The 18144-nt window shown below is 64.6% G+C and carries 16 protein-coding genes; 5 read left to right on the top strand and 11 right to left on the bottom strand.

The features are described 5' to 3' along the window. Genes glpK through ybaK form a run of 3 tightly spaced genes read right to left on the bottom strand, consistent with a single transcriptional unit; the run spans nt 1 to nt 2437 of the window. Complete coding sequence (gene glpK, locus CFY91_RS03665; protein ID WP_093984997.1) at nt 1–1488, bottom strand: glycerol kinase GlpK; 1488 nt, start codon at nt 1486–1488, stop codon at nt 1–3. 21 nt (nt 1489–1509) lie between these two features. Next, complete coding sequence (locus CFY91_RS03670) at nt 1510–1956, bottom strand: methyltransferase family protein (RefSeq protein ID WP_093984998.1); 447 nt, start codon at nt 1954–1956, stop codon at nt 1510–1512. Between the two features lie 13 nt (nt 1957–1969). Then, nucleotides 1970–2437 carry a Cys-tRNA(Pro) deacylase gene (gene ybaK, locus CFY91_RS03675; protein WP_093984999.1) on the bottom strand — a complete coding sequence of 156 codons (468 nt, stop codon included), beginning with the start codon at nt 2435–2437 and terminating at the stop codon, nt 1970–1972. Nucleotides 2438–2560: 123 nt separating this feature from the next. Here ybaK and glpD point away from each other — a divergent pair, with 123 nt between their 5' ends. After that, a complete protein-coding gene (gene glpD, locus CFY91_RS03680) occupies nt 2561–4093 on the top strand; it encodes a glycerol-3-phosphate dehydrogenase (protein ID WP_093985000.1) in 1533 nt (510 codons plus the stop codon). Between the two features lie 33 nt (nt 4094–4126). Here the strand turns inward: glpD and CFY91_RS03685 are convergent, their stop codons facing one another. The 7 genes from CFY91_RS03685 to CFY91_RS03715 form a co-directional block, all read right to left on the bottom strand. Next, nucleotides 4127–4666 (bottom strand): DUF2058 domain-containing protein, encoded by a 540-nt coding sequence (locus tag CFY91_RS03685; protein ID WP_093985001.1) that lies wholly within the window; start codon nt 4664–4666, stop codon nt 4127–4129. Nucleotides 4667–4684: 18 nt separating this feature from the next. Beyond that, entirely contained in the window at nt 4685–5515 is an 831-nt protein-coding gene (gene mazG / locus CFY91_RS03690; protein WP_093985002.1) for a nucleoside triphosphate pyrophosphohydrolase, read from the bottom strand. 29 nt (nt 5516–5544) lie between these two features. Further along, nucleotides 5545–7791, bottom strand: a complete 2247-nt coding sequence (gene relA, locus CFY91_RS03695; protein ID WP_093985003.1) for a GTP diphosphokinase — start codon at nt 7789–7791, stop codon at nt 5545–5547. A gap of 60 nt (nt 7792–7851) precedes the next feature. Next, nucleotides 7852–9204, bottom strand: a complete 1353-nt coding sequence (rlmD, locus tag CFY91_RS03700) for a 23S rRNA (uracil(1939)-C(5))-methyltransferase RlmD (RefSeq protein ID WP_093985004.1) — start codon at nt 9202–9204, stop codon at nt 7852–7854. Between the two features lie 29 nt (nt 9205–9233). Continuing rightward, nucleotides 9234–10124: a cysteine synthase CysM gene (cysM, locus tag CFY91_RS03705; RefSeq protein ID WP_093985005.1), complete on the bottom strand. Its 891-nt coding sequence runs from the start codon at nt 10122–10124 to the stop codon at nt 9234–9236. 83 nt (nt 10125–10207) lie between these two features. Continuing rightward, the gene (locus CFY91_RS03710; protein ID WP_229727172.1) at nt 10208–11554 is read right to left on the bottom strand and encodes a HAMP domain-containing sensor histidine kinase; all 1347 of its coding nucleotides are present in this window, start codon (nt 11552–11554) and stop codon (nt 10208–10210) included. A 1-nt stretch (nt 11555) separates the two neighbouring features. Further along, nucleotides 11556–12260, bottom strand: a complete 705-nt coding sequence (locus tag CFY91_RS03715; RefSeq protein WP_093985007.1) for a response regulator transcription factor — start codon at nt 12258–12260, stop codon at nt 11556–11558. 110 nt (nt 12261–12370) lie between these two features. On the opposite strand from CFY91_RS03715, the gene CFY91_RS03720 reads away from it, so the two are divergent. The 4 genes from CFY91_RS03720 (at nt 12371) to CFY91_RS03735 (ending at nt 17042) form a co-directional block, all read left to right on the top strand. Then, nucleotides 12371–15121, top strand: a complete 2751-nt coding sequence (locus CFY91_RS03720; protein ID WP_093985008.1) for a response regulator — start codon at nt 12371–12373, stop codon at nt 15119–15121. Between the two features lie 10 nt (nt 15122–15131). Continuing rightward, nucleotides 15132–16121, top strand: a complete 990-nt coding sequence (locus CFY91_RS03725) for a 2-hydroxyacid dehydrogenase (protein WP_093985009.1) — start codon at nt 15132–15134, stop codon at nt 16119–16121. A 79-nt stretch (nt 16122–16200) separates the two neighbouring features. Next, nucleotides 16201–16641, top strand: a complete 441-nt coding sequence (locus tag CFY91_RS03730; protein ID WP_093985010.1) for a hypothetical protein — start codon at nt 16201–16203, stop codon at nt 16639–16641. Further along, nucleotides 16638–17042, top strand: coding sequence for an META domain-containing protein (locus tag CFY91_RS03735; protein WP_093985011.1), 405 nt, complete (start codon nt 16638–16640; stop codon nt 17040–17042). The genes CFY91_RS03730 and CFY91_RS03735 overlap by 4 nt, the downstream gene beginning before the upstream one ends. A gap of 13 nt (nt 17043–17055) precedes the next feature. Here CFY91_RS03735 and dinB read toward each other — a convergent pair whose 3' ends face one another. After that, nucleotides 17056–18138: a DNA polymerase IV gene (gene dinB / locus CFY91_RS03740; protein ID WP_093985012.1), complete on the bottom strand. Its 1083-nt coding sequence runs from the start codon at nt 18136–18138 to the stop codon at nt 17056–17058. Nucleotides 18139–18144: the final 6 nt, after the last annotated feature.

The following is an 18144-nucleotide window of genomic DNA, read 5'->3' on the forward strand; positions in this document are numbered from 1 at the left end:
TCAGCCCTCGCTGCGCACGCGCTGCACGGCATCCAGCCAACCGGCATACAGACGCTGACGATGCGCCTCCTGCATACGTGGCTGAAAACGTCGCTGCACGTGCCAGTGGCTGGCAATCGCCTGCAGGCTGGGATACCAGCCCAGTTGCAGGCCCGCCAGGTAGGCCACGCCAAGGGCCGTGGTCTCGGTCACCTCGGGGCGCTCCACCGACACACCCAGCAGATCGGCAAGGAACTGCATCAGCCAGTTGTTCTCCACCATGCCGCCGTCCACACGCAGCGCCTGGGGAGCACTGGCGCCGTCCTGCTGCATGGCTTCAAGCAGGTCGCGGGTCTGGTAGCACACCGACTGCAAACCGGCAGTGACGATTTCCTTGATGCCGGTGTCGCGGGTCAGGCCGAAGATCGCTCCCCGCGCCCGCGGGTCCCAGTATGGGGCACCCAGGCCAGTAAAGGCCGGTACCAGATAGACCCCGCAGGCATCGCCGGTCTGTTCGGCCAACGCCTCGCTGTCACGGGCATGGCTGATCAGCTTGATGCCATCACGCAGCCACTGCAGCGCCGCACCGGCAACAAAGATGCTGCCCTCCACCGCGTAGGTGACCTGGCCATTCAGACGGTAGGCCACCGTGGTCAGCAGGCGGTTGTGCGAGCGCACGGCCTGCGTCCCGGTGTTCTGCACCATGAAGCAGCCGGTGCCATAGGTGCTTTTGACCATGCCGGGCTGGAAGCAGGCCTGACCGATCAGCGCGGCCTGCTGGTCGCCAGCCATGCCCATGACCGGTATGGCCGCACCCAGCCAGTGAGCTTCACTGACCCCGAAGTGACTGGCGCAATCGCAGACCTCCGGCAACAGGCTGCGCGGGATGTCGAACAATTCGAGCAGTTGCTCATCCCATTGCTGGCTATGGATGTTGAACAACAGGGTGCGCGAAGCATTACTGGCATCGGTACGGTGAACCTGGCCACCGGTCAGGCGCCACAACAGGAAGCTGTCCACGGTACCGAAGCGCAACTCGCCACGCGCCGCACGCTGGCGGGCACCGGGCACCTGATCGAGCAGCCAGCGCAGCTTGCTGGCGGAGAAATAAGGATCGATCAGCAAGCCGGTACGCTCACTGACCCAGGCCTCGTGTCCGTCGGCCTTGAGCTGCGCGCAATAGTCGGCGGTACGCCGGTCCTGCCAGACGATCGCCGGGTGGATCGGCACCCCTGTCTGCGCATCCCACACCAGGGTCGTTTCGCGCTGATTGGTGATACCGATGGCCGCCACCTGGCTGGCGCACAGTCCACTGTCGGCCAACGCCTGGCGACAGACCTTGAGGGTGCTCAGCCAGAGCTCCTCGCCGTCATGCTCGACCCAGCCATCGCAGGGGAAATACTGTTTGAACTCCTGCTGCGCACTGGCCACCGGCAACCCCTGGGCGCTGAACAGGATGGCCCGGCTGCTCGTCGTACCCTGATCGATAGCCAACAGATACTGAGACATGTGCGTTCCTCGACGATGGGGTTAGAGCCAGCGCCGCACGCGGGCCTGGTAGCGCAAAAAATCCTCGCCGAACAGCTGCTGCAGGGCACGCTCCTCGGCAGCGATCTGCCAGCGGTTCATAAGCCAGACAAATACCAGCGGCCCTGGCCAGGCCAGAGGCGCTGCCAGGTACAGCGCCCAGCCAAACAACAGGCAGAGCATGCCCAGGTACATGGGGTTGCGCGTAAACCGGTAGATGCCCCAGCTGACCAGGCGCGAGGCGCGCTCCGGGTGCAGCGGATCGAAGGTGGTACGCGCGCGGCGAAAATGCAGCAGCCCCGCCAGGGCCAGAGCCAGGCCAAGTAACGCCAACAGCACGCCCAACGCGACACGCAGGGTCAACGGCCAGGCCAAGCTCGGCGAAAACGTCGCGAGCAGCGCCATCAACAGGCCGACCAGTACCATCAACAGGGGGGGAGGCAGACGCATGGGCGAACTCCGTTCAGCGGCCGATATCGGCAAATACCGCCTGGGTCAGTGCCGCCAGGCTGTCGGCTGTCAGCGCGACTTCCAGGCCACGTCGCCCGGCGCTGACATGGATCTGCGCATACTGGCGCGCACTCTGGTCAATGAAGGTACGCAGGCGCTTCTTCTGCCCCAGCGGACTGATCCCCCCCAGCAGGTAACCGGTGGCCCGCTGCGCGGCTTGCGGGTCGGCCATCTCCACGCGCTTGACGCCAGCGGCCAGGGCCAGCGCCTTGAGGTCCAGGCTGCCGGCCACCGGCACCACAGCCACCAGCAGTTCGTCGCGCTCACTGCTCGCCAGCAGGGTCTTGAACACCTGGGCAGGGTCAAGTCCCAGCTTGTCAGCCGCTTCCAGGCCGTAGGAAGCAGTCTTCGGGTCATGTTTGTAGCTGAGCACCTGGTGGGCGACAGCAGCTTTTTTCAGCACATCGATAGCGGGCGTCACGGCAGCGACCTGTAGGCGGGATAAACCAGTCAGGAAAACGTGGTGCGTCCCTGAACTGACACAGAATGTGCTTACCTTAACGCAAGATAGCGGGCGTACGACACGCCTGCCCGGGAGTCGTGCATGCAGCCAGTCCATCCCCCGCTTGGCGAAGTCTATGATCTGGCCGTGATCGGCGGCGGCATCAATGGTGTCGGCATTGCCGCCGATGCGGCAGGACGCGGCCTCCGCGTGTTGCTCTGCGAGCAGGATGACCTGGCCGCACACACCTCCTCAGCCAGCAGCAAGCTGATCCATGGCGGCTTGCGCTACCTGGAGCACTACCAGTTCCGCCTGGTCCGTGAAGCGCTGGGCGAGCGCGAGGTGTTGCTGGGCAAGGCCCCCCACCTGGTCCGCCCGCTGCGTTTTATCCTGCCGCACCGTGCCCACCTGAGGCCTGCCTGGCTGATCCGCGCCGGCCTGTTCCTCTACGATCACCTCGGCCCGCGCCAGCACCTGGCGGCTTCGCGTTACCTGCGTCTGGCCGCAGACAGTCCGCTGCAGGCGGATATTCGCCAGGCCTTCGAGTATGCCGACTGCTGGGTCGATGACGCCCGCCTGGTGGTGGCCAATGCCCAGGCCGCGCGGGAACGCGGTGCCCACGTGCACTGCCGCACCCGCTGCATCGGCGCGCGGCGCAGCAAAGGCCTGTGGCACCTGCAACTGGAGCGGCGCGATGGCAGTCGCCTGTCGTTGCGCGCGCGCGCACTGGTGAATGCCGCCGGCCCCTGGGCGGCGCAGCTGCTGCAACTGTTCAAGCAACCGGACGGCCGCGCGCTGCGTCTGGTGCAGGGCAGCCATATCGTGCTGCCGCGCCTGTACCCGGGCGAGCACGCCTACATCCTGCAGAACGAGGACGGGCGTATCGTCTTCGTACTGCCTTTCCAGGAACATTTCAGCCTGGTTGGCACCACGGATCGTGAGTACCAGGGCGACCCTGCGCAGGTACGCATCAGCGACGTGGAGATCGACTACCTGCTGGCCGTACTCAACCGGCACTTTCGCCAGCCGGTCAGCCGCGCGCAGATCGTGCACAGTTTCTCCGGAGTGCGCCCGCTGTACGACGACCACAGCGCCAGTCCTTCGGCAGTGAGCCGTGACTACACCCTGGCACTGGCCGGGAATCCTGGCGAGGCACCCCTGCTCAGCGTGTTTGGCGGCAAGCTGACCACCTACCGGCGCCTTGCCGAGGCGGCCCTGCAGCTGCTGGCACCCAGCCTGCCGCAAATGGGGCCGGCATGGACGGCCAACGCCGCGCTACCGGGCGGCGAGCAATGGCCGGGCCACGCAACACTGGTCGAGCAGTTGCGTCGACGTTTTGTCTGGCTGCCGGCCAGCCTCGCCCAACGCTGGACCGACAGCTATGGCGTGCGGGTCTGGCGCCTGCTGCAGGGCATCCACGACAGCCAGGCACTGGGCCGGCACTTTGGCGCCGGCCTGTACCAACGCGAGGTGGATTACCTGTGCGACGAGGAATGGGCCCAGCAGGCCGAGGACATCCTCTGGCGGCGCAGCAAGCTCGGCCTGCTGCTCAGCGCCAGCGAACAGGCCGCACTGCGTGATTACCTGGCCCAGCGCCAGGCCAGCCGCACGAGGCTGAGCACCGTTCTGGACTAGCAGGCGGTTGAACAACCACCTGCCAGCCCGCCCCTACCACATCAGGTCGTCGGGAATCTGGTAGGCCGCGTAGGGATCATCGTCATCCGGTTTGTCCACCTGGATATTCAACAGCACGATGCGCGACGGATCGCGTTCCTGGATACGCAGCGCCGCTTCACGCGGAATCACCTCGTAGCCACCGGCATGCCGCACGATGGCCAGCGAGCCACGGCTGAGCTTGTCGCGCATCAGCGCATTGACCGCCAGGCGCTTGACCTTCTTGTCATCGACGAAGTTGTAGTAGTCATCGCTGTTCAGCTTGGGCAGACGTGAACGCTCGATCAACTGCTTGATCTGTGCGGCGCGGGCCTTCTGCTCGGCCTTCTCCTGCTGCTGGCGATTGAGCTCCTGGTCACGCGCGGCCTTTTCCGCCTGGGCCGCCAACGCGGCCCGACGGGCGCTGTCATCCAGTTCCGCCTGGCCCTTGTGGGCCAGACGCTGTTCCTTTTGCTTCTGTTTGCCGGCCTGCTTGGCCTGCTTTTCATTGACCAGGCCTGCCTTGAGCAGCTGATCGCGTAGGGAAAGACTCATGGGTACTCGCTTATCTGTTCAGCAGCCGGCCGACTGCTTCTCGCGCTGTTTGGCTTCGCCCCACAGGGCATCCAGTTGTTCCAGGCTGCATGCCGCAAAATCTTGCTGGGCGTCACGCAGCGCCTGTTCGATATGACGGAAACGCCGTTCGAACTTGTGATTGGCCGCCCGTAGCGCCTGCTCCGGGTCAACCTTGAGATGCCGCGCCAGGTTGCACACGGCAAACAGCAGGTCGCCGAGTTCCTCGCCCTGTGCCGCCGCGTCACCACTGGCCATGGCTTCGAGCACTTCGTCGAGCTCTTCACGCACCTTGTCCACCACCGGCAGCGCATCGGGCCAGTCGAAGCCGACCTGGGCCGCGCGCTTCTGCAGCTTGCCGGCACGGTTCAGCGCCGGCAAGGCCTGCGGCACATCATCGAGCAACGACAACTGCTGCGGTTCAGCCGCCCGCTCGGCGCGCTCCTCGGCCTTGATCTGCTCCCAGCGCTGCTTGATGGCCGCTTCGCCGAGGCGCGGCACATCCGGCGAGCCATACAAATCGCCATCCGGGAAGACATGCGGATGCCGGCGAATCAGCTTGGCGGTAATGCCATGCACGACCTGGGCAAAGTCGAACAACGCCTGCTCGCGGCCCAGCTGGCTGTAATAGACCACCTGGAACAGCAGGTCACCCAACTCACCGGGCAGGTGGGCAAAATCACCCTGTTCGATGGCATCGGCCACCTCATAGGCTTCTTCCAGGGTATGCGGGACGATGCTCACGAAGTCCTGCTGCAGATCCCATGGGCAGCCATGCTGCGGATCACGCAGGCGGGCCATCAGGTGCAACAGGTCATCCAGCTGGTACATGACAATTCCTCGATGCAGCGGTGGGCGCATCAGCTACTGCGATTGCGCCGCGCCTCGATGATGTTGGGCAGCTGGCTGATGCGCCCGAGCAAACGGCCCAGGGCGTCGAGATCGGGGATCTCGATGGTCAGCAGCATGGATGCGGTATTGTCTTCCTTGTTGCTGCGGGTGTTCACCGCCAGCACGTTGATGCGCTCGTTGAGCAGTACCTGGGACACATCGCGCAGCAGCCCTGAACGGTCGAAGGCACGGATCACTACATCGACCGGATAGGTCTGCACCGGCACCGGCCCCCAGCTGACCTGGATCATGCGCTCTGGCTCGCGGGCCGCCTGCTGCAAAGCGGTCGGACAGTCCTGGCGATGGATGGTCACCCCACGACCAACGGTAATGTAGCCGACGATGGCGTCCCCCGGCAGCGGCTGGCAACAACCGGCCATCTGCGTGAGCAGGTTGCCGACACCCTGGATCTGCACCTCGTCGCGCTTGGCATGCCGGCTGGGCACGCTGGGACGACGCGGAATCAGCTCCAGCTGCGGGCTGCCCCGCTCGGGCTCGGCCAGTTGTTGGGCATGGTTCATCACCTGCGCCAGGCGCAAGTCGGTGGCGCCCAGCGCGGCGAACAGGTCCTCGCTGGTCTTCAGGTTGCACTTCTCGGCGAGCTTCTCCATGTCCACCGGCGGCAGGTCGAGACGCGCAATCTCGCGCTCCAGCAGGGCCTTGCCGGCAATGATGTTCTGGTCGCGCGCCTGCAGCTTGAACCAGTGGACAATTTTCGCCCGTGCTCGGCTGGTGGTGACATAGCCGAGGTTGGCGTTCAGCCAATCACGGCTCGGCGCGCCGTTCTTGCTGGTGATGATCTCCACCTGTTCGCCGGTCTGCAGGCTGTAGTTGAGCGGCACGATGCGCCCGTTGACCTTGGCACCCCGGCAATTGTGGCCAATCTGCGTGTGTACCCGATAGGCGAAGTCCAGCGGTGTCGCGCCCTTGGGCAGGTCAATGGCATGCCCGTCAGGGGTGAACACATAGACCCGGTCGGGTTCGATATCCACGCGCAACTGCTCGGCCAGGCCGCCGATGTCGCCCAGCTCCTCGTGCCACTCGAGCACCTGGCGCAGCCAGGCGATCTTTTCTTCGTAATGATCGGAGCCGGATTTGACATCGGTGCCCTTGTAGCGCCAATGCGCGCAGACACCCAGCTCGGCTTCCTCGTGCATCGCGTGGGTACGAATCTGTACTTCCAGCACCTTGCCTTCCGGACCGATTACCGCGGTATGCAGGGAGCGGTAGCCGTTTTCCTTGGGGTTGGCGATGTAGTCATCGAACTCCTTGGGAATATGCCGCCACAGGCTGTGCACGATACCCAGGGTGGTGTAGCAATCACGCACCTCCGGAACCAGCACGCGCACCGCACGCACGTCGTAGATCTGACTGAACTGCAGGCCCTTCTTCTGCATCTTCCGCCAGATCGAATAAATGTGCTTGGCCCGCCCACTGATGTCGGCCTGGATACCGGCACTGTCCAGCTCGCCACGCAACTGGCTCATGACATCGTTGATGTATTGCTCGCGGTCGAGACGCCGCTCATGCAGCAGCGCGGCGATCTGCTTGTACTGCTGCGGCTCCAGGTAGCGGAACGAGAGGTCTTCCAGCTCCCACTTGATATGCCCGATGCCCAGCCGGTGCGCCAGCGGCGCGTAGATGTCGAACACTTCGCGGGCCACGCGGTAACGCTTGTCCTCGTCGGCGTCCTTGACCTCGCGGATGGCACAGGTACGTTCGGCCAGCTTGATCAGCGCCACGCGCACGTCATCGACCATGGCCACCAGCATCTTGCGCAGGTTATCGACCTGCGTCTGGGTGCCCAGCACCAGCGACTGGCGCGGATTGAGGCTGGCACTGATCGCCGCCATGCGCTGCACGCCATCGATCAGCTTGCTGACCACCGCACCGAAGCGTTTCTCCACCTCGACCAGGCTGGTTTTGCCCTCGCGCACCGCACGGTAGATGATCGCCGCCACCAGGCTGTCCTGATCGAGCTTGAGGTCGGCGAGAATCTCGGCGATCTGCAACCCGGTGCGGTAACTGGACACACCATCCTTCCAGATATTCTGCGCCGCTCGGGCCGCCGCCTCGGTGTCACGGGCAAACTCGCAGGCCTGGCGCAAGCCCTCGCGCTGCAGTGCCGGATCGAGGCTCTGCACGTAGTCGAGCCATGCCTCCAGATTGATGCTGCCGTCCTGATTGACCGGCTGCTGTGCCCTGACCTGTACCATGGGTGTTCCTTCTCTACAGCAGGCAGGCTTCTGCCAAAAACCAATAGGGTGTGACGTGCGCTAGGGCTGTCTGACAAACAGGGCCATGGCTTCGACATGCGCGGTCTGCGGAAACATGTCGATCATCCCGGCACGCTGCAGTCGATAGCCCTGCCCGGCCAATACTTGCGCATCGCGTGCCAAGGTGGCCGGATTGCACGATACATACAGCACGCGCTGCGCCCGCAGGGCCGCCATGTGCTGCACACAGGCCAACGCGCCATCGCGCGGTGGGTCGAGCAGCACGGCGGCAAAACCTTGCGCCGCCCAGGGCTGGCTGGCCAGCTCAGCGGCCAGATCAGACTGGTAAAACGCCAGGTTGTTCAGTTGATTGTCACAGGCATTTTGTCGCGCCCGTTCGACCATGCTGGCCACCCCCTCAACCGCCACGACACTCGCCGCCCGGCGGGCCAGCGGCAAGGCGAAGTTGCCCAGGCCACAGAACAGATCCAGTACCCGCTCATCAGGCTGGGGCGCCAGCCAGTCCAGCGCCTGTTCGATCATCGCCTGGTTGAGCGGCGCATTGACCTGCACGAAATCACCGGGCTGATAACGCAACTCTAGATCACCCGGCTGCACCCGGTAGCCGAGCGGTGCCGGTTGGTCGGCCACGGGCTGCCCCTCGCCGTGCAGCCACAGCTGCGCCTGCTGCGCTGCACAAAACTGGCGCAAACGCTGCAGGTCGGCTTCGCTGAGCGCTGCCGTATGGCGCAGCAACAGGGCCGTCTGACTGCCATGAAACAGCTCGACATGTCCCAGCGCGCGCGGCTTGTCCAGGCTGCGCAGCAACGCCGGCAGGCCATCCAGCAGGCGCTGCAGGGCCGGCACCAGTACCGGGCACTGTTCGACATCGACAATCGCCTGACTGGCCGCCGCCCGGAAGCCCACGGCCAGGTGACGCTGCGCCGGGTCCCAGCGCACGGCCAGGCGCGCGCGCCGGCGGTAGGCGAGTTCCTCGCCGACCAGCGGTGCCGCCCACTGTTCAGGCTGCAGGCCGGCCTGGCGCTGCAACTGCTCGGCCAGGGTGCGTTGCTTGAGGGCCACCTGTTGGGCATGCGGCAGATGTTGCAGGGTGCAACCACCACACTGCCCGGCCAACGCACAGGGCGCCGGGCGGCGCAGGTCGCTGGCCTGCAGCACTTGCTCCACGCGTGCTTCCACCTGCTGACTGCGTGCCGCCAGCACGCGCGCCTGTACCTGCTCGCCGGGCAGCGCGCCACTGACGAACCAGGTGCGTCCCTCGGCATGGGCAATGCCCCGGCCATCATGGGCCAGTCGCTCAATGCTGAGTATCTGCTTCTTGCCCACCGGCAGGCTGCTGCCCCGCGAGCCACCCGCCGGTTGCAGGCGCAGCCCGGAACTACGCTTGGCCATGCAGGCTCCCCGCGGCACCGGCCGCTACGTCAAGGCGCGTCATAAATGCCACTGGACAGGTAACGATCACCCCGGTCGCAAATGATCGCGACCATTACCGCATCGCGCACTTCCTGGGCCAGGCGCAACATGGCGGCCACCGCACCGCCCGAGGAGACGCCACAGAAGATGCCTTCCTCGCGTGCCAGACGACGCATGACCTGCTCGGCTTCCGCCTGGCCCATGTCGATGACCCGGTCGACCCGGCTGGCCTCGAAGATGCTCGGCAGATAAGCCTCCGGCCAACGACGGATACCGGGAATGGCCGCGCCTTCCTGCGGTTGCAGGCCGATGATTTGTACCGCCGGATTCTGCTCTTTGAGGAAGCGCGAAACGCCCATGATGGTTCCGGTGGTGCCCATCGAACTGATGAAATGGGTGATCTCGCCGTGGCTCTGCCGCCAGATTTCCGGGCCGGTGGTCAGGTAGTGCGCTTCGGGATTGTCGCCATTGGCGAACTGGTCGAGCACCTTGCCCTTGCCCTCGGCCTGCATGGCCAGCGCCAGGTCACGTGCGGTTTCCATGCCATCGACCAGAATCAGCTCGGCCCCGTAGGCGCTCATCGCCGCCTTGCGCTCGGCGGTGGAGTTGCTGGGCATGATCAGAATCATCCGATAGCCCTTGATCGCCGCAGCCATGGCTAGGGCGATCCCGGTATTGCCGGACGTAGCCTCGATCAGCGTGTCACCGGGGCGAATGTCGCCACGCAGTTCGGCGCGACTGATCATCGACAGGGCCGGACGATCCTTGACCGAACCGGCCGGGTTGTTGCCCTCTAGCTTGACCAGCAGGGTATTGCTCGGATGGCCACCGAGGCGCTGCAGGCGCACCAGCGGCGTATTGCCGATGCAGTCGGCAATGGTGGGGAAATGCAGGGTCATGACAGCTTCGCAATCCGGCGGAGAAAGGCGCACATGATAGCGGCAAACGTGAGCCGGCCATATGACTGGCCGCCAATTCAGTGCTAGTCGGCCGCCGGCAGGCGCAGCATCAGGCGCAGGCCCGCGCAGCCGTTTTCCGCCCACAGCGCACCACCCTGCAACTCGATATTGCGCCGGGCAATCGCCAGGCCCAGGCCATAGCCCTCACCTCCCGGGCGCTCGGCCTGGAGCCGGGTGAAAGGTCGGAAGATGCTTTCCAGGGCATCCACCGCCACGCCACCGCCCTGATCTTCGATACACAGCAGCCAGTCGTCAGCCTGCCGCTCACCACTCAGGGTAACCTGCCCGTTATCCGGGGAATGGCGGATGGCGTTGCGCAGGATGTTCTCCAGCGCCTGGGCCAGGCTGTTGAGATGCCCCAGCACCTGGCAGCCCTCGGGCAACCGACAAGGCAGGCGTGCGGCCTGCCAACCACTTTCAAAACAGGCATCCTCGACCAGCACCTGCCACAACTCACGGAGCGACACGGCCTGCAGCGGCAACTGCGGGCGCTCGCTGTCCAGCCAGACCAGCTCCAGGGTGGCATCCACCAACTGCTGCATGCCCTGTACTTCGCGTTCCAGCCGCTGGCGCAAAGCATCCAGCTCGCCGGCAGCCTCGCCGGCCACACGCAGGCGACTGAGCGGCGTACGCAGCTCGTGAGACAGATCACGCAGCAACTGGCGCTGGAAGTTCAGGCTGCCCTGCAGGCGTGCCGTCATATGATCGAAGGCGCGCGCCAACTCGCCCAGCTCGTCCTGGCGACGACTCAACGCCCGCGTTCCCCGCCAATCCAGACGGTTACCGCGCAAGGCATTGGCCTGGGCCTGCAACTGGCGCAGCGGCGCCAGTAGCAGACGATACAGCGCCACGCACAGCAGCAGGCTGAGCAACAGGGGTAACAAGCCATGGATCAGCCACTGCAACCAGGGGTTGAACCCTTCGGGCAAAAAGCGCAGCGGCAACTGCATGACCAATCTGCCCTGCTCAGGCTGCTCGGCAAAGGGCAGGCTGAGATAGGGCAAGCCGCGTTGACGCGGACTCATCGGCCAATCGACGCCACGCAGAAAGGTCAGCTGCTGGTACTGCAGCGGGCTCAACGCCTGGCTGCCCAATGGCTGTAGATTCGCGCCCAGCACACTGGCCCAGCCGGCCTCCCGCTCGGCCAGCCGAGCCAGCCAGGCATCCACACCGGCCGGGCCGGACTGTTGCCAGGCCTGTTCGGCCTCAACGGCGTACTGGCGTAGCTGCGCCTGCGCCTCCTCGTTTAGGTGAAAGGACTGCTGCGCCAGGCGCCCACCCCAGATCCAGCTCAGCCACACCACCAGCAGACAGAAGCTGGCCAGTAGCAGGGCCAGTCGCCAGAACAATGAATGTCGACCGGGAAGCACCTCAATGCACCTGGCTGCTGAACAGGTAGCCGCGTCCCCATACCGTTTGCAAGCGCTCGACGGGGTAGTCAAGGCGTGCCAGCTTGCGACGCACATGACTGACATGCATGTCCAGGCTGCGGTCATGCTGTGAATAGCTGCGCTGCAAGACCTGTTGGTAGAGGAAGGCCTTGCTCAGGACCTCGTCGGCATGCGCCAGCAACACCTCCAGCACACGGTACTCACTGGCCGTCAAACCCGCCCACTGCCCCTGGTAGCGCACATCGCCACGCTGTTCGTCGAGACACAGGCTGGCGTACTCGCTGCGTACTTGCCGGGTCTGGCGCTCGTAGGCGACCCGCCGCAACACCGCGGCAATGCGCACGGCCATTTCCTCGAGGCTGAATGGCTTGGCCAGGTAGTCGTCGGCGCCCTGGCTGAAGCCGGCAATACGCTGCTGCTCAGCGCCCAGCGCCGACATCATGATCACCGGCACCGCACTGCGCTGCCGCAGGCTGGCAAGGAATGCCAGGCCGTCCTGCCCCGGCAGCAGGATATCCAGCAGCAGCAGGTCGAACGGCTGTGCGGCAAGACGCTGGCGCGCACTCTGGGTGTCCGCGCAATGCTCGACGGTAAATCCCCGGCGACGCAGGTCATCACACAGCGGACCAGCCAACAGCGGGTCATCCTCAACCGCCAGAATGCGCGCAGTAGGAGACAGATTCATATGCAAACCTAAATGCAAATACTTTCAACTTATTTACTATGCCAAAAACCGCTGCAGATTCCTATGCACGGACTGGCTAAACTGCACCCAGACCTCAGGGAGTAGCTAACGTGTTCAAGGATCTTGGCATCAAGGGCCGGGTAGTCATGCTGACCCTGCTGCCCAGTTGTCTGCTGGCATTGCTGCTGGGGGGATATTTCTCCTGGCTGCACTTCCAGCAGCTGCATGCGCAACTGCAGCAACGCGGCAACCTGCTCGCCGAGCAGATCGCCCGCGACACTGCGCGCCCCTTGCAGCGTCAGGATTTGCCACGCCTGCAGGAAATCATCCAGCAGGCCTTGCAACAGGACGATGTCCGCGCCTTGCGCCTCAGCGATCCGCAGCGCATACCCTTGCTGCAAGCTGGCCCACGCCTGCAGCCCAGCCAGGCGCCGACCCAGGGCTGGCACAGGGTTGCCACCGGTAACGGCGAAGCCTGGCGTCTGTTGCTACCGATCCTCGATCAGCACCTGAGCATTACTCCGACACGGGGCGAGGAGCAGTTGCTGGGCTGGCTGGAACTGGAACTGTCCCAGGAGCGCGCCCTGCTGCTTGGCTATCGCCATCTGCTCGGCGCCTTGCTGTTCAGCCTCGCCGCCCTGCTCGGCGGCACCCTGCTGGCCCTGCGCCTGGGCCGCGCCATCGAGCAGCCGCTGCAACATATCCAGCAAGGCGTAGCACGCCTTAGCGAGGGCCATCTGGATACCCGCCTGCCCCATCTGGGCAGCCATGACCTGGATGCCTTGGCCAGCGGCATCAACCGCATGGCGGAAAGCCTGCAGGACGCCCAGGAAGAGCTGTACAACAGCATCGAGCAGGCCACCGAGGACGTCCGGCAGAATCTGGAAACCATCGAGATCCAGAACATCGAACTGGACCTGGCGCGCAAGGAAGCCCTGGAAACCAGTCGCATCAAATCCGAATTCCTCGCCAACATGAGCCATGAGATACGCACTCCGCTCAACGCCATGCTCGGCTTCACCCAGCTCCTGCAAAAGAGCAGCCTGACGGCACGACAGCGCGACTACCTGGATACCATCGAGGAGTCGACCAACAACCTGCTGGCGATCATCAACGGCGTCCTCGACATCTCGAAGATCGAAGCCGGACGGCTGATCCTCGATAACAGCCCGTTCAACCTGCGCGATCTGATCCAGGACTGTCTCACCGTATTTGCCCCCAACGCGCATGCCAAGCATCTGGAACTGATCTGCCTGGTCTACCGCGACACTCCGCTGCACCTGCTCGGCGACTCGCTGCGCCTGCGCCAGGTACTCAGCAACCTGATCAGCAATGCCATCAAGTTCACCGAGCACGGTGACATCGTGGTTCGCGCCATGCTCGAAGACCTGCATGACGACCGTGCGCAATTGCGCATCAGCGTGCAGGACAGCGGTATCGGGGTGACCGAACAGGACCAGCAGCAGTTGTTCCGCGCCTTCAGCCAGGCCGACAACTCGCTGACTCGCCAGGCTGGCGGCAGCGGTCTGGGCCTGGCCATTTCCAAGCAACTGATCGAGCTGATGGGCGGTGAAATTGGCCTGGAAAGTGTTCCTGGCCAAGGTGCGGAGTTCTGGATCAGCCTCAGCCTGCCGTTGGCCCGTGCCGACGCCGAAGACCTTGCCGGACAACTGGCTGGACGCCGCAGCATCATGCTGGAAGCCCATCCATTGGCCGCCCAGGCGCTGCAACACCAACTGGAAGATTGTGGCCTGCAGGTACAGCTGGCCAGCAGCCTGACGGACCTGCTCGAACAGGTCGGCCGCGCCGCCAGCAGCGCCGAGCCCATCGCCTGCGCCGTCATCGCCGCGCGCCTGGCCGAACTGCCGGCCAACCAGTTGGCCCGGCATGTCCAGCAACTGCGCCAGCTCAACTGCCAGACACTGGTCCTGTGCCCTACCAACGAACAGGCCAGCTACCAGCAGCAGGTGGATGAGCAACTGCCGGTGCTGGGCAAACCACTGTGCACCAGCAAATTGCAGAAAACCCTGACCGCGCTGCTTACCGGACATACCCCGGGCACCCAGCACGGCCCGCTGCTACCCGGCATCACCCTCGATGTACTGTGCGTCGATGACAATCCAGCCAACCTGCGCCTGGTGAAAACCCTGCTGGAAGACCTCGGCGTACGCGTCTGCGCGGTAGAGGGCGGCCAGCAGGCCGTGGACGCCTGCGCCCAGCAACACTTCGACCTGATCTTCATGGACGTGCAGATGCCCGGCATGGATGGTCGGCAGGCCACGCAACTGATTCGCCAGCAGGAACAGCACAGCGGACGCAGCACGACCCCCATCGTCGCGCTGACCGCGCACGCCCTGCATGATGAAAAGCGTCAGCTGCTGCAAAGCGGCATGGACGATTACCTGAGCAAACCGATCAGTACCCGACAACTTAGCCAGACCCTGCTCAAGTGGAGCAGCCAGCACCTCACGCACAGCGTGGTGCCGACCGACCAGCCACTGCCGAACCTCAGCGCACTGCCCCTGTTCGATGCCGAGGAAGGCCTGCGCCTGGCCGCCGGCAAGACCATGCTGGCCGCCGACATGCTCGACATGCTACTTGGCGGCCTGGCCGACGATCGCACAGCGATCCGCCAGGCGCGTGAGGACAATGCCCGCGAGCTGCTGCTGGAGCGCGTGCATCGCCTGCACGGCGCAACCCGCTATTGTGGCGTGCCGCAGTTACGCCAAGCCTGCCAGCACTGCGAAACCCTGCTCAAGCAGAATGCCCCGGAAAGCGGCGCCGCCCTGGATACCCTCGACCAGGCCATTGCGGCCCTGCTGGACAACGCCGGCCAACTGAGCTCACCACACCCTGCATGAGGCAACCACCATGCGCGTCATTCTGTTCAGCAGCCAGGCTTACGACCAGGCCAGCTTTACCGCCGCCGAAGCGGACAGTGGACTGCAACTGCACTTTCACAGCGGCCGCCTGGATGCCAGCACCGCGGCCCTGGCCCAAGGCTACGAGGTGGTCTGCCCATTCATCAACGACCAGCTCGACGCCACGGTGCTTACCCAGCTGCACGCCGGGGGCACACGACTGATCGCCCTGCGCTCGGCAGGCTACAACCATGTCGACCTGGTCGCAGCGCAGCGCCTGGGGCTCTGCGTGGTGCGCGTGCCGGCCTATTCGCCACACGCCGTGGCCGAGCATGCCCTGGCCCTGATCCTGGCACTCAACCGGCATGTCCACCGCGCCTACAACCGCACCCGCGAGGGCGACTTCAGCCTGCATGGGCTGATTGGCTTCGACATCGCCGGCAAGACCGTGGGCATCGTCGGCTGCGGACAGATCGGCCTGGTGTTTGCCCGTTTGATGCAGGGCTTCGGCTGCCAGCTGCTGGCTTTCGACCCCCAGCCCGACCCCGCCTTCACCGTGCTGGGCGGGCGTTACGTGGCACTTGATGAGCTATTTGCCGACAGCGACATCATCAGCCTGCACTGCCCGCTCAACACGCACAGCCATCACCTGGTCGACGCTGCACGCCTGGCGCGCATGAAGCGCGGCGCCATGCTGATCAACACCGGACGCGGCGCACTGATCGATACCCCGGCACTGATCGGCGCCCTGAAAAGTGGCCAACTTGGCTATCTGGGCCTGGATGTCTACGAGGAGGAAGCCCAGCTGTTCTTCGCCGACCGCTCCGATCTGCCGCTGCAGGACGACGTGCTGGCACGCCTGCTGACGTTCCCCAACGTGATCATCACGGCACACCAGGCTTTTCTCACCCACGAAGCGCTGGCAGCCATTGCCCGTACCACGCTGGACAACATCCGCCACTGGCAGGCCGGCCAGCCGCGCAACCAGGTGCAGGCCTGAAAGCCTATTTGTCGCTTGGCAGGGCGCGGACAGGCCACTAGCATCTGTGTCTTTCCCGCCGCCCGGACCCACCTGCGCCATGGCCGAACACGATTTTCGCTACAGCCTGCTTTCTCCCCAGCACACTCTGACCGAGTGCCGTGCCCTGTCCCCTGGGCACTACCAGGTCACCGGCAACGGCGGCTCGATCCAGGCCGGCGATACCCTGCTGGTCACGCTCAAGGGCAGTCGTGAGCTGTTCATGCGCCTGCAAGTGGAAAAAGTGCGCCACCTGATCAACCCGCCCGGACAGTGGCTGGCGGTAACCCGCGGGCCGTCCTTCCGCGAATTGGCTATCCTCAACTGGCAGGTACATTGCGACAGCTGCCAGCGCGTCCTCGATTTCGAATTTGCCGTGGATGCCAGCCTTGGCGAAGCGGCACGCCCCACCGCCGCCAACGCACGCCTGGCCGAACTGGGCTGGCACAGCCAGCAACAACAGCACCTGTGCCCTGCCTGCCACACGGAGAACCACGCATGAGCCGTCATTTCGCCTGCCTACTGGCCGTCGCCCTGCTCGGCGGTTGCGCCAGTCAACCCGATGGCCTGCCCGAAGAGCGCGCCCTGCGCGTGGAATGGATCGGCGAGCGACCACTGATTGATCGCAGCCACCTGACCATTACCCTGGGTGCCGATGGCCGCGCCTATGGCACCGCAGGCTGCAACCACTGGTTCGCCAGCTACCAGCTGCACGGTCAGCACCTGCGTTTTGCGCAGCCCGGAAGCACGCGCAAGCTCTGCGCGCCGGCATTGATGGAACAGGAACAGCGCTTTCTGGAAGCCCTGAGCCAAGTCGAACGCTGGGATATCTCGCCGATCGAGCAAATCCGCCTGTGGCCGGCCAACGGCAAGCCGATCCGCCTATGGCCCGAACGCTCCTGAAAGCACAACCCGCCTAGAACAGCTCCAGCTGCTGCAAACGTGTGCTCCGGTCAACCAGCCGCATACCCAGGCCCAGCAGCCGCACCGGCTTGTTGCCCCGGGCAAAGGCCGCGTTGAGGAGCAGCTCATAGCTCTGCGCATCGTGTCCGGCCCCGGCCTGCTCCAGAGTAGTCTGGGTAAAGTCGTGAAACTTCACTTTGACGAACGGCTTGCCGGCCAGATAGCGGCTGTCCAGCCGGGCCATGCGTCGCTGCAAGCTTTCCAGCAGTGCCGGCAGCTGCGCCAGGCAACTGCTAAGGTCGGGCAGATCCTTGTCAAAGGTATGTTCGACACTCACCGACTGACGCGCGCTGTCCGCCTGCACCGGTCGCTCGTCGCGGCCACGCGCCAATTGGTAGAGACGCTCGCCAAAACGCCCGAACTCGCGCAGCAAATCCAGACGCGACCACTCCTGCAGGTCGGCACAAGTTTGCAAGCCAAGGCGCGCCATGCGCTCCGCGGTGACCTTGCCCACGCCATGCAGTTTGGCCACCGGCAAGGTCGCGACAAAGTCGGCCACCTGCTCTGGCGTAATCACGAACAGTCCGTCGGGCTTGCGCCAGTCGCTGGCAATCTTGGCCAGAAACTTGTTCGGCGCCACGCCCGCCGACACGGTGATCTGCAACTGGCTGCGAATGCGCTGACGCATCTCCTCGGCCATGCGCGTGGCACTGCCGGCACAATGCGGACTGTCACTGACGTCCAGATAGGCCTCATCCAGCGACAGCGGCTCGATCAGTTCGCTGTAATCACGCAGGATGGTGTGTATTTCCTGCGACACAGCCTTGTAGACGTCCATGCGCGGCTTGACGATCTGCAGGTCCGGGCACAGCTTGAGCGCCTGCGCGCTGGACATGGCCGAGCGCACCCCCCAGGCGCGCGCCTCGTAATTGCAGGTAGCAATCACCCCGCGACGCTCCGCAGGACCACCTACGGCCAGCGGCCGACCACGCAAGACAGGATCGTCGCGCATCTCGATGGCAGCGTAAAAACAGTCGCAGTCAACGTGAATGATCTTGCGCACAGCGCCTCCTGCAAAACGCCACAGGCCAGGCATGGCGCG

The sequence above is a fragment of the Pseudomonas fluvialis genome, from assembly GCF_002234375.1.
Lineage (GTDB): Bacteria > Pseudomonadota > Gammaproteobacteria > Pseudomonadales > Pseudomonadaceae > Aquipseudomonas > Aquipseudomonas fluvialis.

Bases quoted from the DNA above. Each gene is read 5' to 3' on its own strand.
- CFY91_RS03670 (WP_093984998.1), bottom strand. From the start codon at position 1,956: ATGCGTCTGCCTCCCCCCCTGTTGATGGTACTGGTCGGCCTGTTGATG.
- relA (WP_093985003.1), bottom strand. From the start codon at position 7,791: ATGGTACAGGTCAGGGCACAGCAGCCGGTCAATCAGGACGGCAGCATC.
- CFY91_RS03730 (WP_093985010.1), top strand. From the start codon at position 16,201: ATGGCCGAACACGATTTTCGCTACAGCCTGCTTTCTCCCCAGCACACT.
- rlmD (WP_093985004.1), bottom strand. From the start codon at position 9,204: ATGGCCAAGCGTAGTTCCGGGCTGCGCCTGCAACCGGCGGGTGGCTCG.
- CFY91_RS03715 (WP_093985007.1), bottom strand. From the start codon at position 12,260: ATGAATCTGTCTCCTACTGCGCGCATTCTGGCGGTTGAGGATGACCCG.
- CFY91_RS03685 (WP_093985001.1), bottom strand. From the start codon at position 4,666: ATGAGTCTTTCCCTACGCGATCAGCTGCTCAAGGCAGGCCTGGTCAAT.
- glpD (WP_093985000.1), top strand. From the start codon at position 2,561: ATGCAGCCAGTCCATCCCCCGCTTGGCGAAGTCTATGATCTGGCCGTG.
- glpK (WP_093984997.1), bottom strand. From the start codon at position 1,488: ATGTCTCAGTATCTGTTGGCTATCGATCAGGGTACGACGAGCAGCCGG.
- mazG (WP_093985002.1), bottom strand. From the start codon at position 5,515: ATGTACCAGCTGGATGACCTGTTGCACCTGATGGCCCGCCTGCGTGAT.
- CFY91_RS03725 (WP_093985009.1), top strand. From the start codon at position 15,132: ATGCGCGTCATTCTGTTCAGCAGCCAGGCTTACGACCAGGCCAGCTTT.
- CFY91_RS03735 (WP_093985011.1), top strand. From the start codon at position 16,638: ATGAGCCGTCATTTCGCCTGCCTACTGGCCGTCGCCCTGCTCGGCGGT.
- cysM (WP_093985005.1), bottom strand. From the start codon at position 10,124: ATGACCCTGCATTTCCCCACCATTGCCGACTGCATCGGCAATACGCCG.
- dinB (WP_093985012.1), bottom strand. From the start codon at position 18,138: ATGCCTGGCCTGTGGCGTTTTGCAGGAGGCGCTGTGCGCAAGATCATT.